The sequence below is a fragment of the Moritella viscosa genome (genome assembly GCF_900120065.1).
In the GTDB taxonomy this organism is placed as follows: Bacteria; Pseudomonadota; Gammaproteobacteria; order Enterobacterales; family Moritellaceae; genus Moritella; species Moritella viscosa.
In genome coordinates this window covers 32,490-48,949 of record NZ_FPLG01000110.1, presented here as the reverse complement: position 1 = coordinate 48,949, position 16,460 = coordinate 32,490, and the positions used below count along the sequence as shown (strand labels likewise).

Below are 16,460 nucleotides of genomic sequence, written 5' to 3'. Positions count from 1 at the left end.
TAGACGCATCATCAAATTCGAACTTTGATGATGCTTATCTAACGTGATGATTTATTCCGTCAACAAAGCACTCACTTCCGCTGCTGACAATGCTTTATGATAAATTTTGACACTATCATATGCTTGTTCCAATGCGGATACACAAACTTTAGGGTCTGCCGAGGTCGCACCATCTTCACAGGTAACACTCGTATGCCCGCCCACTTTAAATGGAGAGCCGCCACCATAACCAGAAGTATTCATCGCGGCAATAATCGGGCTATTCCCCATCGGTAAATCACCTTGTAGATCAAACGGTGCACCATCGATATAACCCAGTAACAGCTGATTTTCTCGATCGATGACAACGGCCACATGGTGCCAACTGCCGTCAACAATTGCAGCAGGTTGAGTGATCGTTACATTATTCGGATACATAAATCGGTCGCGGAAATTAACTTGAATTTCTAAATCATGTCCACTAGCGCGGATCTCCCAACCACCATAATTCATATTATTTGGGGTCTTAGACGATTTACCAATAAGTAGTTTATCACCGTCAGTTACCGAATATTTAAACCACATAGCCGCAGTAAAACTTTTATGACCCGGATCTAATTTATGTGGTAATAAGCTATCTCCTAAAGGATCATTAACCATCTCTTTTGCTGCTAACAATGGAATAGTAATACCTTGATCAGTTCTCCCAGCAGTTTGCATTTCAATTAATTTAACACCTGTCGTTTCGGCCTGTAAGTCATGACCAAATACAGAAGAGTCCGTCACTTTATTATCTTTTAGGTTATCCATATTCCAATCAGCGACCAATTCAGGTGTTACAACTTGAATCATCACTGGGCCACGGGTTTTATATTCTCCATCCGTGGCAATATAGCTAAATTGATCGACGCCGACAAAATCGGCAGGTGGTGTATAACGTAATGAATCACCATAAACAATAACGGTGCCACCAGCTAATGTTGTCGCGTCAAAGCTCTCAATGGTTAATAGATCGCCATTTGCGTCATAATCATTTGCCAATGGATTGACCAAACCAGATTCATTTTTATATACCGTTAAATAATCTTTGAATGTGGCAGGTAACATAGGATCTGTTAATGCCTTCGCGGCTTTAAAGCGAGAGCCTTTTTGAATCCGACGCGTCGTATTCCATGCTTGCATATTGCCCATATGCGTTCTTGGCTCTTGAATTTGATTATTATTATCGGTTTGTTCGCCATGGCCTAACCCTAAGTTATGCCCAATTTCATGAGTAAAGCCCCAGCTCATGGTATAACCTGCGGTACAGCCAACCCAATAACCACCACCCCAACACTGCCCGCCATTCACAGGATCTTGAAAATCAATACTGAAGTTAGTTGCATCAGGCGCACTCGGACGAGTTTGCGTAGCCTTACCGATATCGTCTTTTAATTCGATAACGGCTTTACCCATATCCCAACGTAAGCCTGTTTTTTGTGCCCACATATAGTCGAGTTCATTAATGTGGCCTTCCATTTGCGCGACACCATTAATAATGTTGTTTCCAGCGCCTTTATCAAATTGGTTTTCTTCAAATTTAAAAGCAACCCGCGCTAAACTATTATGGAAGTCATTGCCAGGTTGCGGTTGATATAAACGACCATTCTCAATAGCAGGCAACTCAAAATCAATGATTAACTCTTGAGTATCGGTTTCATCATTACCTAATGCTGTTGTCGTTATAAATCCACTAACATCAACTTTTTTCTGCCAAAATAACATGTCTCCCTTCCACGCCGAAATATGAATCGAGCCCAAGGCATCGATCACACCAGTAACGGTTACCGTAGAATTATTCGTTACAATGCCACGGTAAGTTCTAATTTCCGGCATTGGTGATACAGATTCATATTCTTTGACTCGACGAGAGTCGAAGGTAAGCAATTGAAAATTAGGAGACCGGACTGAATGTTTCGTAAATTCTAATGCGTAGTCAACATCATTGATACTAACGTCGATATCAATATTTTGCGGCAATGATTCACCAGCCGTTTTATTTTTATCGATAATAACCGTACGCACGATAGTCACATTCGAGCTCCAGCGACTGCCCGTAGGCCCAACAGTCTCAGTCCGAATATAATACATTTTACCGGGATCAATTGGTGACAGTGTAATGTCATGCTCCCCAGCTAACAAATCGTTTAACTTAACGCGATACTGCCACCCTTCAGTATTACTACCAGCATCCATTTCACCATAATAGATCCAAACCGGGTAACCCTCAGCGCTTTTATCTACGCTCAGATTAAGTTTAATTTGATTGCCTTGGCTGTCAAAACCAGTTTGTATTGCAGTATCAACGTTTACCGCTGCAGGGTGAAAACGGTTATAAGGTATCAGGAACTCTCCTGTCATCAAGGTTCGATTAGGAATACCAGCCCCCTGCCATGCAACAGACATGTGATCACCACCACCGCCTTCTTTATGAAGCACTTCGATATAATAATACTGACCAGCATTTAAATTAATATTCGTTTTAACCTGGCTGCTATCACGCCAGTTATCTTCACTCGTATAACCAGTAATATGTGCGACTAAATCAGCTTTATCACGCGTCATATCAGAACTAATGCGTAATTCACTATGATCATCAGAAGCAATCCAAAAATTGTACACCCCACTCACAGGTACAGTGAAATAACCATATACTCGTTGGCCATAAGAAGACCCCATATTAGTGAGTGATTTAAAGTTTGTTAATGTACTTTGTTGATTAATAGGCGCTAAAGTATTAATAACCGCCACACTTGAGCCAGATATTCCAGTCCATACTTCCTGCGATACACCTTGATAAAGTAATACATCACTAGGTAAAACATGCACTTTGACTAGCGTAGAACTTGTTTTATTATCTTTATTTATCGTGATTTCAAGATCAAACGAGTGCAACTCTCCCTCAAGAACATGACGTTTCAAGCTAAGCTGACCTTTCTCATTGATTCCAAATAAGTCCGCATCATCACCACCTACTACCTTAAACGCCAATCCTTGCTGCTCATTAAAACTCAATGTTGCAAATGAGCTACCAATAGAGCCATTAGCAGGAACCGAAAATTCATAATACGGATATTCGAATACGGGAGTATCAGCAACCAAGGCGTTAGTCTGTATCGATAGTCCATTTGATAAACCACTACTGTTACCAACAATATCAACGGCTTCAAGGGTAAGATTATAGTTTGTGGCAGGTAATAATTGTTTAAGTCTATAATTCGTATTATAAGTTTGTGCAGCAAGTTCCCCATCTTGGTAAATACGATAAAGTATTTGCTGCTTATCTTCATCCGTTGAGGCATCCCAACCAAGATCTATAAAATTAGTCCCCTTTTCATTAACCCTAATATTCGTCACCACCGAAGGGGCTATAAAATCATCAATCACAATCATCAAAGGATCACTTTCCATCGACTTATTACCGGCTTTATCCTGTGCGCGAATAGTAAAATCATAACGAGTTGCACTTTCCAAACCCGTTAGCTCAATTGATAACTTATCCTTACTTGTCGTTGCTAACAACTTATTACTTTCACTAATTAAATAACGCTTTACATCAACATTATCGGTAGTTGCATTCCATTGTAAGATCACTGTGTCTTCTGACGTTTTTAGCCAATTAAAGTTAAATATAGGCTTAGGTTTTATCGTATCAACAGGTAAGCGCAAATATTGATTGGTGATGACTCCTCGTGGTATTTCCGGCCCTTCCCAAGCGACAGCTAATAAGTCAGATCCATAACCTTCAGCCATTAACGCCTTTACTGCATATACTTGGCCAGCTTCAAGGTAAATGATTTCAGAGGCTTGGCTACCATAACGCACAGGGTCCCATTCACGTTTGTTTGTAGCCCGCTCTGTATAAGCAATTCGTCTTAGCCCTTTGGTACTAACACTATCACTTAACAACAGTTCAGATTCGTCATCTGAAGCTATCCAGAATTGATAGTCACCTGTGACAGGTGGGACGATATAGCCTTCCAGAGTCTGACCATATCTACTCCCAATATTACTTGGTGATTCGAAGTCAGTTTCAATATTTATAGAGGTAGGGTTATCAGGGAACGTTGGTAACGCTTTAAGTTCAGAAAGCTTACCTTTAACTCGATTATCTTGATAATACTTACGTAACAATCCTTGGTTTTCTGGTTTTTCCGCATTAGGTATAAATGCAACATGAAGAAGTACAGTTACCGAACTTAAACCGTCACTCACATCCACAGAAATATCCATGACTTTTAATGAAAGTTTATTAACTGAAGCAATCACAGTTAATGCACCATCTTCATCAATAGTAAAATAGTTCAATGCCTGTTCACTGGAAACTTGATAATGCAATGCATCACCATTAGCATCGCTTGCATTTATTTTAGCCACAAACGCACCGACAGTTGCGGTATCGTTTAACAAGACAATGTCAGTAATCGGTGAAATAACAGGGCTGTCATTCGCCATTGTTAAGGCGGTTATAGTTCGCGACTCAGATTCTCTGCCTTCCTTATCCAAGGCCAGCACGTCATAGACATAGCTTCTGTTTTCTTGCAAGTTTATATCAACAAAACGATATAAACCACGGCTAACCGTCGCGACCTTATTACCATCTCGGCGAATAATATAACCATTAGCATTATGGCTATCATCCCAGCCTAACGTCAGACTTGTTTGACTAGTCTCGATTAATCGAACATTTTCGACCGCCATGACTTCTTTTTCTGGCTGTTCAGGTTCAGGACGAGGTAGAGGAATACTTTGTTGAGCCCCGGCCCCTTCATTACACCCTGACACAGATAAGATCAATACAATCCAGAATATATACTTCATTCATTTTTCCTAAGTTTATCGAATAAAACTCATCACTTTTGATGGTTCAATATAAAGTCGCAATAAAACTTTTAAATGAATATTTAAAAAGCGCGTTTAAATAACAAAGTACACATTTGATAGCAAATTAAGAAGTACAGCGAGTTTAAACTATAATCAATATCAATAAACTACAAAATATTGCTTATAATTCATTCAACATATGGAGAAAATACGAAGATAAAAAACCCCAGTAATAACTGAGGTTAAAGAGAGAATAATGAACAGATATATTTATATCATTACATTGTTTTAGAGAATGTACGGCTAATAACGTCTTGCTGTTGTTCTGATGTTAATGAATTAAAACGTACAGCATAACCCGATACACGTATTGTTAGCTGTGGGTATGCACTTGGATTTTTAATCGCATCTTCCAGTGTTTCACGTGTTAATACATTCACGTTTAAGTGTTGACCACCTTCTACCTTTGCAGGTTCTTCGATTGCAATATCACGAGACTCAAAATTACCAAGTTCAGCTAAGTTAACCACGGCATCTTGCGCGATCACATCATCAACAGTACCGATGCATCTTGCTTGCTCTGCACTTTCATCAATAAGCCAAATGGAATTGATTAAACGTTGGTCATCCGCTTGCGTGATTTGAATACCTTTTAATTTACTCATTGTAATACCTTTTATGTTGTATATCTCAATCAACCATACAACAAAAAACCTTAATTAAACAAGGGTTACAGTGTGAATCATTAATACTTTATAGGTATTTCATATTTATGTATATTCCCTGTTAAAACAAGGTTAAGGCAATGAGTAAAATGAACTTAAAAATCAATATTTAACTAGGATTCATTCCAATTGGTCAACTCCTTTCACATCGTTATAACGCAACCGTACTTGCTTGAAGTCTTCAAATAATAGCTGAGATGATAATATTGCTTCACCAAAAGGGTTGGTTTCAGGTTCGAGTATGGCTTGTAATTTCCCTTCAGGGTTAATCACCATAAAAGCGAAGCTATGGCTAACGCTATAATTATCATTAGTGGCTTCATATTCATAAATAGCAATAATATTTAAGCTATTAGCAAACCCTAAATAAGTCAGCCCCTCAACTTGCCTTAACCCTATTATTTCGGGATCGAAAAATGCTAAATATTCCGCCAGTACTTGAGGAGTATCACGCAAAGGATCTACGGTATAAAAAATAATATCGACATCATCCTCAAATGCGCTTTGCTCTAAATGCCCCTGAAACTGACTCAGCGCTAATAACGTCATCGGACAAATATCGCCACAGTGCGTATAACCGGCAGCAACGATATGCCACTTGCCTAACAAGTCATCTTGAGTAAAACGATTGCCATGTTGATCTTGTAATACAAAGTCCGTAATCGGCATAGCTTCACTCAAAGCAATGCCATTAATTTTCGCTACCGCTTGAGGTTGATACAACCCGAACAAGAACCTCAACATAATAAAAAAGATTAATATAATGCTTAAGCCCAAGCTGGAATATAAAAATTTATTTATAAATGCCTACTTATAAACACATAACTGGCTTCTATATTCATTAAGGTAATGAATATCAATATCGCAATGGGGGGAATGAATAACAGTAGCTTCACTGCAAATCGTTCCCACTTTAAATGCATAAACACAGTTAAAATCAACCCCGCTTTCATGACCATAAAAAACAAGATAAGTGCCCAGCGTAAATAGCCTTGAACCTGAAAATAATCCACCATATAAGAACAAGCGCTTAAGATAAATAACAATAACCATGCTTTAAGATAAAGGCGAATAGGATGCACTTGACCAATTTTATGTGTTTGTGTGGACTTCATAATCACACCTCACCAAAGATAGAAAAAAGCAAAAATAAATACCCACACCAAATCAACAAAATGCCAATATAGTCCCGATATTTCAACCGCTTGATAACCTTTACTTTCATAATCACCCGCACGCACACGTTTGGCAATGACGAGCAAATAAATAACGCCAATACTCACATGCAAACCGTGAAACCCAGTGATCATAAAAAAGGTGGCACCAAATTGTGCTGCGCCTAATGGGTTACTCCATGGCCGAACCCCTTCTTCAAAGATCAACTTGCTCCATTCAAAAGCTTGCATACCAACAAAAGAAATTCCGAATAAAGCGGTAATAAATATCAGATAACTGGCTTTGCGTTTATCCCCTTGATAGGCAAAATTAACAGCCATCGCCATCGTGCCGCTACTGGTAATAAGAATGAACGTCATAATAGCAATCAACACTAAGGGTACGTGCTCCCCCGCGATCGTTAACGCAAATACTTCACTCGAATTAGGCCACGCATCAACCGTACTCATTCGCACACTCATATAAGCGGTTAGAAAAATACCAAAAATGAAAGTATCACTGAGTAAAAATACCCACATCATAAATTTAGGCCAAGGCATATCAAACACGGTGCGATCATTCGACCAATCAGATACTACACTTTGCCAACCTTTCTTTTCATCATCATTGTGGCTGTTATTATTCATGACCACCTCCTAAAAACCACAAAGCAATGCAATCGTTTTGTAGGTATCTGGTGTTGCCGTTAACAACGCAAACAGCAACATCCATACAATAAACAAATAATGCCAATACCAAACACATAAGCCTAAGTTAGCAGTCAATCTTTCACTATCAGTATGTTTAACAAATGTAATAACAACCCGAATTAATGCAACGAAACCACCCGCCAAATGTAATCCATGAATCCCCGTAAACAAATAGAAATAACTGTTGGCTGGATTCCCATTTACCGCAAAACCCGATGCAGCAAGCTGCTGCCACACTAATAATTGCCCGATTAAAAACAAGCAACTAAATAACCCCGTCAGGCATAGCGCCAACACCATACGTGTATGACCCACGCTCTCGTTAATCGGCTTAGTGGTAGCCGCAAAGCGAATAGAAATAGATGCTAATAATAAGAACACGCTGTTCACCCAAAGGGTAATTGGATTACTAAAGGGTAACCAAGGCGGGCCCGCTAATGCCGTAAAATCGGAATATTGTGAACGTGATAAGAAGGTAATTGAAATCAAGAAGAAAACAACGGTCACCACCATCAAGAAAAACACCAGAGCCGTTTTAGTTGATTCGGTCTGGGTCACTTTCAAGCATTGCGTCTGATTATATGATTCGGAAATATCAGCATCGTCTGACAACCAAGGCTTACTGAGTAATTGGCGAATAATGTTCATTATTACCGCCCTCCCTTGTCTGTTAATAAACACTCTGAATCCATTATATTTTGTGGGGTAAAATCAGTTTTGTGTCCAGGTACACTGTAATCATAAGCCCACCGGTAAACGACAGGCTCGTTATCCCCCCAATTACCATGCACAGGCGGGCATTGCGGCGTCTGCCATTCCAACGACGTCGCTTGCCAAGGGTTAGCAACGGCCAGTTTACCCCGTCGTAAACTCCAGATTAGATTGAAAATAAAGATCAGCTGACCCACACCAACAATCAAGGCAGCGACAGTAATACCGGCATTGAGTGTTTGTGTTGAATCGGGAATGAAAGCGGTATCGCCCAGCGCAAAATAACGGCGCGGCACACCAAGAAAACCAAGATAATGCATCGGCAAATAAATCGCATAGGTGCCAAGGAAAGTGACCCAGAAATGTAATTTACCCAGCCCCGTATGCAACAGACGACCCGTCACTAACGGGAACCAATGATAGATGGCTGCAAACAGCACCATGATCGGTGACACCCCCATCACCATATGAAAATGCGCGACTACAAAAAATGTGTCCGACAAAGGTAAATCAACCACCACATTACCCAAGAACAAACCTGTTAGACCACCGTGCGTAAAAGTAAAGATAAAGCCAATAGCAAAGAACATCGGCACTGTAAAATGAATATTGCCACGCCACAACGTAAGCAGCCAGTTATAGACTTTCAATGCTGTCGGTACTGCAATAATCAAGGTGGTGGTGGCAAAGAAGAAACCAAAATAAGGATTCATACCACTGACATACATATGATGCGCCCACACCACAAAACTAAGCCCACCGATCGCGACGATCGCCCATACCATCATCCGGTAACCAAAGATATTTTTACGGGCGTGAGTAGCTATCACATCCGACACCATGCCGAATGCAGGCAAAGCGACAATGTATACCTCCGGGTGACCAAAAAACCAAAATAGATGCTGAAATAAGATGGGGCTCCCGCCGGTGTAGTCTAAGTTTTCACCTAAAGATAAGATCGCAGGCATGAAGAAGCTGGTACCCAGTAATTTATCAAACAACATCATAATCGCACTGACCAGTAACGCTGGGAATGCCAACAAGCCTAAAATAGTAGCAATGAAAATGCCCCACAATGTCAGTGGCATTCTCATCAGGGTCATACCACGAGTACGCGCTTGCAATATCGTGGTCACGTAATTAAGCCCACCCATAGTAAAAGCAATAATAAAAATGGCCAGCGATAACAACATCAACAATATGCCGTTATCAGCCCCCGGTGTACCTTGTAAAATAGCTTGTGGTGGGTACAAGGTCCACCCTGCACCAGTCGGCCCTCCGGTAACAAAAAAACTGGATATCAGTACGATAACCGAGACCAAATAAGTCCAAAAACTCAGCATATTAAGATAAGGAAACACCATATCCCTAGCGCCAATCATCAATGGGATCAGGTAATTACCAAATCCACCGAGTAATAATGCGGTAAGCAAATAGATCACCATAATGATCCCATGCATGGTGACATATTGCAGATAAGAGCTTGGGTCAATAAAAGAGAAATGATCAGGAAAGCCGAGCTGTAAACGCATTAGCGCAGATAATACTAAAGCGATCAAGCCGACAAAAATAGCCGTGATTGAATATTGAATCGCAATCACTTTATGATCCAGACTCCACACATACTTAGCAAAGAAGCCCGATGGTTGGTGGTCGTCTGCAATAATAGGCTGTATTTCTTTCACTAAAACCTCCTACCAAACCTTATTTAACTGGCTGTAATATAGCGATATACGCGAGAACATCGTCGATAGCGCGATCGTCGTGCAACAATTTAGACATCAGAATCATCTGAGACCCATACATATCTTGTGGATGTGCACCGCGAATACCTTTCTGGTAGTTCTTTAATTGACGTTTGAGGTAGCTTGTATGTTGCCCCGCTAATTTAGGTGCTTTCTGGGCATAATTTCCTTGGGCAAGTTCACCATGACAAACGGCACAATTCTGATAGAGTTCTCGCCCAACCGACACATTACCTCGATATTCAGTTGACTGAGTAACGGTCACAGGCGGCAACGAATTAAGGTAACGACTGATATTAGCCACCGCAGTATCGTCAGCTAACATTGCTGCAAACGGTAACATTTGACGACCATAAACATCATCATCACTGCCACCACGAATATTATTACGGAAATAATGTAACTGCCGATTAAGGTAATCACGTTCCTGACCCGCTAATGCTGGCGCCCCGATCGTTCTATTTCCTTCACCATTAACGCCATGACAAGCAATACACGTGGTATACATCTGCTGACCAGCCGAAATATCACGGCTAATTCGAGCAAGGCTTTGGCTAAATGTTGGCTGTTGGTTAAGCCATATTTTATAATCATGTTCAGATTCAACAACAACGTGTCCACGCATTGTATAGTGGGCAATACCGCATAACTCGAGGCATAGAATTTCGAAACGACCAAGTAACGTTGGTGTAAACCAGAGGTAAGATTGAGTGCCTGGCACCAAGTCCATTTTTACTCTAAATTGAGGAACAGTGAAATTATGTAACACATCTTTAGAGCGCAATAACACTTTGACTGGGTGTTCAATAGGCAGGTGTAATTCATTACTATTGATCAACACATCGTCTTGCCCATGTGGATCTTCAGGGTCTATACCAAACGGATTATTCTGATTAATTAATGGAATGGCTGTACGTCCAAGTTTACCGTCCTCACCTGGTAAGCGAAAACTCCAATGCCATTGCTGGCCAACCACTTCGACTTCACTCGCATCTGCTGGCACATTGACAAAATCAGCCCAAACAAACAGCCCAGGTGTAAGCATAGCGATAATACCAATCGACGTTAATACCGTTAACCAGCCTTCTAATTTACGATTCTCCGGATCATAATCTGCTTTTCTTTTTTTGTTATAACGGAACCGATACACCACATAAGCGAGAAACAAGTTCACGGCAACAAATACAATACCCGTGACCCAGAAGGTAATGTTGATAGTTTGATCTATTGCTGTCCAATTAGACGCGATAGGCGTAAACCACCATGGACTAAAGAAATGAAACAATAAGGAGCTAATAACCAGTAAGAGAATTACTACCGCAATAACCATAATTGAACCATCGATTATTGTCAGTTTTACAAAATATAAAACTAACTAGTGACCTGAAAACCAGTGTAATTAATAAGCATAGCGCAAGAAATTTGAATTGCTTTGCTAAATAATTAAAGCCGTGTTTAAGGTGGTCACTTCATCATCCGGTTATATGTATCCTGACAACTCACAACCCAATGTGGCGAGCCCGTGCCACAGCCTGCAGGTCTAACATCAGGGTGCGAACGCATGATAATGCCAAAATTATGCTCCTGTACTGGGTCCACATCGATAAATAAGATATGTTTTCCCTTTATTAATAGCGATTGAAAGCGAACAAAATGTACGTTTGGTTTTTGAAAACCAATGAATCCCCCTTCCCAAGTACAAAATCCAAAGCTCAACACAGACAAAAAGATAAAGGGTACCCAACCTGCAGCGCCATTCGTCCAGCTCATCATATAGGGTATCACTAACGCAAGCACAGCAACGATAACCCCAACACCTGCGCCTATTTCGCCCCCCCGGATAACATCCTGCTTAAGCAAAGATTCAACTTCATGTAAATGCCGCTGCCCAACATGATAATCATCAAGACTTAATACATGGATTTGAGGTTCAGTAAATCCTTCAGCTTCGAGCTCCTTTTCAACAATCTCTAGTTCATCAAGATCATCAGATACATAATAGTGTCTTAACATAGTAACTACCGCCTTGAAAACTGTCGTAATTAACACACGGAAATATATAACCATGCTCAAACCATAGTCTGGTTATCTAGATAAGTGAAGATAAAAAAGGTAATTAACAGTTTCATCTATCACTAAGTCACACCTTAAAACGACATAAATTTTACAAATTAGCACTATTTTAGATATTTATTCCTTATTTATCGCATTGTTCTTCCATACTCATTAATTAGACTACGTAATTCAACAAACAAATTACAAGTGAGTGGGATCTGATATGATATTTAAAATAAAGGAATCATTAGCGCTAGCCATTACGCTATCTCTCACATTAACGTTATCAGGTTGCCACGGTAATGATGATAATTCAGGTGACGACAGTGCCCAACCCAATGAACCAGCTGAACCCAATCAACCTACTGAATTAGACATATTACTACAGACGCTTATTGACCAAAAAAACCTTGATCGTTCAGCAACTGTAAACCGTGATATCCCTTCTATTGAGTCTCCCCTTCCGAATCTAGGTAAAAAATTATTCTTTAGTCAAAGCCTTGGTGGTAATTTTGATAGCGCCTGTGCCAGTTGCCATCATCCAGCACTCGGTGGCGCAGACGAGTTAAGCCTCCCGATTGGTGTTGAATCTATAAATGCACAAGTGCTTGGCCAAGGGCGTAACAATAGTGAAGGGATACCTTTTGTGCCACGTAATAGTCCGACCATATTTAATATCGCGTTATGGGACAGCAGTTTATTCTGGGATTCTCGCGTCGAGAGTTTAGGGAAAGAAGTTGACCAAAATGGTGCGGCATCTGGTATTAGTACACCAGACAGCGGCTTTGGCGTAACAGATAACAATGCTGGTTCTAATTTGGTTGTTGCACAAACTCGATTTCCCATTACCTCAAATCACGAAATGAAAACGGCTAATTTTGAAAATGGCAGTAGCAGAGATGTTATTCGCCATCACCTTGCCGCTCGTCTGGGAGATTATGACGAAGGCGCTGGTGAATTAACCCGTAATCAATGGCTAACCGAATTCCAAACCGCATTCAATAGTGATGCCGAACCAGAGGAACTTGTCACTTTCGCAAACATCGGCAAAGCCATTAGTGAATATGAGCGATCCATGCTGTTTATCAACTCACCATGGCGTAAATATCTCAATGGTGATATAAGCGCATTAACAGCACAACAAAAACAAGGTGCCTTGTTATTCTTTAATACACCTCAAGACAATGGTGCAGGCTGCTCAACGTGCCATAGTGGTCCGCTGTTAAGTGACGAACGTCATAACATTATTGCCTTTCCACAAATTGGCATTGGTAAAGGTGACGGCAGTAATGGGGATGATGATTTTGGTCGTGAGCGCGTAACAGGGGATGCTCAAGACAGATATAACTTCCGCACACCAAGTTTGTTGAACGTTGCTGTAACATCACCTTATGGACACGCCGGTACATTTGATTCATTAGAAAGAGTACTGCGCCATCATATCAACCCAACCCGCAGTATTGATGATTATGTTAATAGCAATGAGTGGTGTCAATTAGCCCAATTCAATAATATCGCAAACTGTGCCGACTTATACCCTAACGTGAAAGAAAATGGCGAACTTGCATTAAATAAACTTAACCAAGAACGCCAAGATGAGACATCACGATTACCAAATATAAACTTGAATAACGATGAGATCGAGCAACTGGTGACTTTCCTCAATAGCCTTACAGATCCTTGCGTCGAAGACCGTGATTGCCTTGCCCCTTGGATAGCAGATGAAACAACGGATAATCCCGATGACCAAGTACTGATTGGAACGGATATAAATAGTAGTCCATTATAACGTCACAAATTTGTGACCCAAGGTATTAAATTGCGACATCATTGAAGCCTTAGTTCACAGAGTGAATCATCATCAAGGTCAGACAAAACACATGCGATTAATGAGACTTTTCTGTAATTTAAGTTATGCTAGAGTGAAACCTTAATGGGTATTATGCAAATGCCCAGCTCAAATTTAAGGTTTATAACATGGATGATTTCATTACTTCTCTTGTGAAAGATAATATTTTAACCCTAACAATAAATCGCCCCAGCGCACGTAACGCTTTAAGCCAAGGCATGTATTTATTACTTTCCCAAGGATTAGAACAAGCACAGGAAGATGAATTCATTAGAGTTATTTTACTTAAAGGGATGAGTGATATTTTTTGTGCTGGTAATGACATGCAAGATTTTAAAGCCATGTCACAAGGTCAAGAAGATCAATACGGTGCCCGCTTTATGCACGCCTTAATTAACTGTGACAAGCCCATAGTTGCAGCCGTTAATGGCCCCGCCATTGGTGTTGGCACAACCTTGCTACAGTTTGTCGATTTTCTTTACCTCGCACCAACTGCTGTATTCCAAACACCATTCATCGCGATGGGATTATGTCCCGAACTGGGTTCGAGTGAGCTTCTGTCACAACATATTGGTATTCGTAAAGCCAAAGCAATGCTACTTTCTGGTGAACGCATGCTAGCAGCAGAAGCGGTTACACTTGGTTTTGCAAATGAGGTATGCACGTCTGCCGATGATACCGCAACAGCAAAGGCGATAAGTCTGGCAAAGCTGGCACCAATAGCCATGCGCACCAGTAAAGCGATGTTGATGAAAACAGCTCGTCCTAACCTACTCGCGTTAATCGAATATGAAAATCAAAAACTAGCCTATTTAGTCACGCAACCAGAGTCTCGTGAGGCAGTCAGCGCCTTCCTTGAAAAACGCCAACCAAATTTTAATCTGAGTTGAAACAATTCGCTAAACCACAATCATGGTGGGCATCATTGTATAACGGCAGCGGTTTCTAATAACCATTCTTTAAAGGTCTGAACTTTTTCTAACGCATCATGTTCGGGTCGCCAGACGATATAATAAGCCAATTCTGTACTGCTATTCAGTACTGGAAATGGCTTCACTCGTCGCCCACAAGCAAGATCATCTTTGACTAATACACTGCGGCCTAATGCTACCCCCTGTCCAGCCACCGCGGCTTGAATTACCGATGCCGAGTTGTTAATTTTCAATCCCTTATTGGTGTCTATATCATCGATACCCTGCTCACTCAACCAGCTAGACCAAGTCGGAAAACCTGAACTTATCGGCATAGAATGATCGTGTAATAACGGATAATGAGCTAAGTCGGTCGGTAACTTCAGCCCTTGCTCAACCAGATCTGGGGAGCACACCGGAAATATATTCTCATCCATCAGCAATATTTGTGATAACCCCGCCCAATTGCCTTTGCCATAACGCACTCCAATATCAATATCCTCAGCAAAGTAATCAACAGAACGAGAATTAGTATTTAAGCGAAGGTCATAATCAGGATACTTAAGCTGAAAATCATCAACGTGCATCAATAGCCATTTTGCAGCAAACGCAGGACTCACTGACACTGTGATGGCATTATTTATAATCGGTTTTTGCAATAATGCTAAACCCTGAGAAATATGCTCTAAGCCTAGGCTTATTTCCGGCAGTGCAAGCTTAGCCTGAACCGTCAACGTTAAGCGTGAAGCGCCGCTAGTGGCACGAATAAACAAAGTGATATCTAACCACTCTTCCAATAGACGTACTTGCTGGCCGATTGCGGCAGGCGTGACATTCAGTTCTTTAGCCGCCAAAGAAAAACTAAGATGCCTTGCTGACACTTCAAAGGCACGAACTGCATTTAAGTGAGCTATATTTTTCATTTATAGCACTACCTCCCTTAAATCAACCACTAAATAAAAACTATATCGCCAGTATAGAAGTAGTGCTTTGTCATATGCAAAGAATAAATCCATAATTACAACATAAAGACACTTAATCTGTGGAATAACGATATGAACATTAATAACGACCTAACCCAACCAGCGAAAGTATTCTTTAATGAGTCAACTTGGCTACCCTCTCCGATTAAAGGTGTATCACGTAAAATGTTAGAGCGTGATGGCGCTGAATTTGCAGCAACGCCAACAACACTTGTTGCTTATGAGGCTGACAGTTATTTCACTAACCATGTACATACAGGCGGCGAAGAATTCTTGGTGTTACAAGGTGTGTTCGCAGATGAACATGGCGACTATCCTGTTGGCACCTATAAGCGTAACCCCGTCGGTACAGAGCACGCACCAATAGTCAAAGACGGCTGCATGATCATAGTGAAACTGGGACAATTCCAAGACGGTGACGATCAAGATATGGAAATAAATACCACTAATCAAGCTTTTATCCAAGATGAAGGCCGTACTGCTGTTCAATATAAAGCGCTACACACATTCAAACAAGAAATGGTACGTTTAGAACGCTGGGCGCCTAACTCAAGTATCACCCTAAACAACACTGGTGGCATTGAAGTGATTGTTGTTAATGGTGAATTTATTCATCAAGGTGGCATTTATCGAAAACTTGATTGGCTACGTTTACCCATTGGTGAAACATTGAATATCACAACCACTTCTGATGATTGTACAGTTTGGATCAAGACAGGTCATCATACTTACCGCCTCTAACCTGCATTTATTAAGGTAACTTGGATACTCAAA

Annotated in this window: 13 protein-coding genes; 3 read left to right on the top strand and 10 right to left on the bottom strand. The window is 40.8% G+C overall.

Annotated elements, in window-relative coordinates; all coding sequences use genetic code 11:
- Positions 1-51: 51 nt before the first annotated feature.
- The 9 genes from BT797_RS17320 to BT797_RS17280 form a co-directional block, all read right to left on the bottom strand.
- A complete protein-coding gene (locus BT797_RS17320; protein ID WP_075472987.1) occupies positions 52-4,839 on the bottom strand; it encodes a fibronectin type III domain-containing protein in 4,788 nt (1,595 codons plus the stop codon).
- 281 nt (positions 4,840-5,120) lie between these two features.
- The gene (gene grcA, locus BT797_RS17315) at positions 5,121-5,507 is read right to left on the bottom strand and encodes an autonomous glycyl radical cofactor GrcA (RefSeq protein ID WP_045110805.1); all 387 of its coding nucleotides are present in this window, start codon (positions 5,505-5,507) and stop codon (positions 5,121-5,123) included.
- 180 nt (positions 5,508-5,687) lie between these two features.
- The gene (locus BT797_RS17310; protein ID WP_045110806.1) at positions 5,688-6,290 is read right to left on the bottom strand and encodes an SCO family protein; all 603 of its coding nucleotides are present in this window, start codon (positions 6,288-6,290) and stop codon (positions 5,688-5,690) included.
- Positions 6,291-6,364: 74 nt separating this feature from the next.
- Positions 6,365-6,682, bottom strand: coding sequence for a cytochrome C oxidase subunit IV family protein (locus tag BT797_RS17305; RefSeq protein WP_045110807.1), 318 nt, complete (start codon positions 6,680-6,682; stop codon positions 6,365-6,367).
- Positions 6,683-6,691: 9 nt separating this feature from the next.
- Positions 6,692-7,369, bottom strand: coding sequence for a heme-copper oxidase subunit III family protein (locus BT797_RS17300; protein ID WP_075472983.1), 678 nt, complete (start codon positions 7,367-7,369; stop codon positions 6,692-6,694).
- A 9-nt stretch (positions 7,370-7,378) separates the two neighbouring features.
- Positions 7,379-8,080: a cytochrome c oxidase subunit 3 gene (locus BT797_RS17295; protein ID WP_082293728.1), complete on the bottom strand. Its 702-nt coding sequence runs from the start codon at positions 8,078-8,080 to the stop codon at positions 7,379-7,381.
- A gap of 2 nt (positions 8,081-8,082) precedes the next feature.
- Positions 8,083-9,828, bottom strand: coding sequence for a cytochrome c oxidase subunit I (locus BT797_RS17290; RefSeq protein WP_082293727.1), 1,746 nt, complete (start codon positions 9,826-9,828; stop codon positions 8,083-8,085).
- A 19-nt stretch (positions 9,829-9,847) separates the two neighbouring features.
- Positions 9,848-11,218: a c-type cytochrome gene (locus BT797_RS17285; protein ID WP_075472981.1), complete on the bottom strand. Its 1,371-nt coding sequence runs from the start codon at positions 11,216-11,218 to the stop codon at positions 9,848-9,850.
- 134 nt (positions 11,219-11,352) lie between these two features.
- Positions 11,353-11,901: an NAD/FAD-utilizing enzyme gene (locus BT797_RS17280; protein WP_075472979.1), complete on the bottom strand. Its 549-nt coding sequence runs from the start codon at positions 11,899-11,901 to the stop codon at positions 11,353-11,355.
- A 265-nt stretch (positions 11,902-12,166) separates the two neighbouring features.
- Here BT797_RS17280 and BT797_RS17275 point away from each other — a divergent pair, with 265 nt between their 5' ends.
- Both BT797_RS17275 and BT797_RS17270 read left to right on the top strand, forming a co-directional pair.
- Positions 12,167-13,732 carry a cytochrome-c peroxidase gene (locus tag BT797_RS17275; protein WP_075472977.1) on the top strand — a complete coding sequence of 522 codons (1,566 nt, stop codon included), beginning with the start codon at positions 12,167-12,169 and terminating at the stop codon, positions 13,730-13,732.
- 188 nt (positions 13,733-13,920) lie between these two features.
- Positions 13,921-14,682 carry an enoyl-CoA hydratase/isomerase family protein gene (locus BT797_RS17270; protein WP_045110813.1) on the top strand — a complete coding sequence of 254 codons (762 nt, stop codon included), beginning with the start codon at positions 13,921-13,923 and terminating at the stop codon, positions 14,680-14,682.
- Positions 14,683-14,714: 32 nt separating this feature from the next.
- Here BT797_RS17270 and BT797_RS17265 read toward each other — a convergent pair whose 3' ends face one another.
- Entirely contained in the window at positions 14,715-15,626 is a 912-nt protein-coding gene (locus tag BT797_RS17265; protein ID WP_075472975.1) for a LysR substrate-binding domain-containing protein, read from the bottom strand.
- Between the two features lie 132 nt (positions 15,627-15,758).
- Here BT797_RS17265 and BT797_RS17260 point away from each other — a divergent pair, with 132 nt between their 5' ends.
- On the top strand, positions 15,759-16,427 hold the full coding sequence (locus BT797_RS17260) for a cupin domain-containing protein (protein WP_075472973.1): 669 nt from the start codon (positions 15,759-15,761) through the stop codon (positions 16,425-16,427).
- The last annotated feature ends 33 nt before the right edge of the window (positions 16,428-16,460 follow it).

What these genes read in the sequence shown, in the direction of transcription:
- BT797_RS17320 (WP_075472987.1), bottom strand. Translation starts at nt 4,839, where the DNA reads ATGAAGTATATATTCTGGATTGTATTGATCTTATCTGTGTCAGGGTGT.
- grcA (WP_045110805.1), bottom strand. Translation starts at nt 5,507, where the DNA reads ATGAGTAAATTAAAAGGTATTCAAATCACGCAAGCGGATGACCAACGT.
- BT797_RS17305 (WP_045110807.1), bottom strand. Translation starts at nt 6,682, where the DNA reads ATGAAGTCCACACAAACACATAAAATTGGTCAAGTGCATCCTATTCGC.
- BT797_RS17300 (WP_075472983.1), bottom strand. Translation starts at nt 7,369, where the DNA reads ATGAATAATAACAGCCACAATGATGATGAAAAGAAAGGTTGGCAAAGT.
- BT797_RS17295 (WP_082293728.1), bottom strand. Translation starts at nt 8,080, where the DNA reads ATGAACATTATTCGCCAATTACTCAGTAAGCCTTGGTTGTCAGACGAT.
- BT797_RS17285 (WP_075472981.1), bottom strand. Translation starts at nt 11,218, where the DNA reads ATGGTTATTGCGGTAGTAATTCTCTTACTGGTTATTAGCTCCTTATTG.
- BT797_RS17280 (WP_075472979.1), bottom strand. Translation starts at nt 11,901, where the DNA reads ATGTTAAGACACTATTATGTATCTGATGATCTTGATGAACTAGAGATT.
- BT797_RS17275 (WP_075472977.1), top strand. Translation starts at nt 12,167, where the DNA reads ATGATATTTAAAATAAAGGAATCATTAGCGCTAGCCATTACGCTATCT.
- BT797_RS17270 (WP_045110813.1), top strand. Translation starts at nt 13,921, where the DNA reads ATGGATGATTTCATTACTTCTCTTGTGAAAGATAATATTTTAACCCTA.
- BT797_RS17265 (WP_075472975.1), bottom strand. Translation starts at nt 15,626, where the DNA reads ATGAAAAATATAGCTCACTTAAATGCAGTTCGTGCCTTTGAAGTGTCA.
- BT797_RS17260 (WP_075472973.1), top strand. Translation starts at nt 15,759, where the DNA reads ATGAACATTAATAACGACCTAACCCAACCAGCGAAAGTATTCTTTAAT.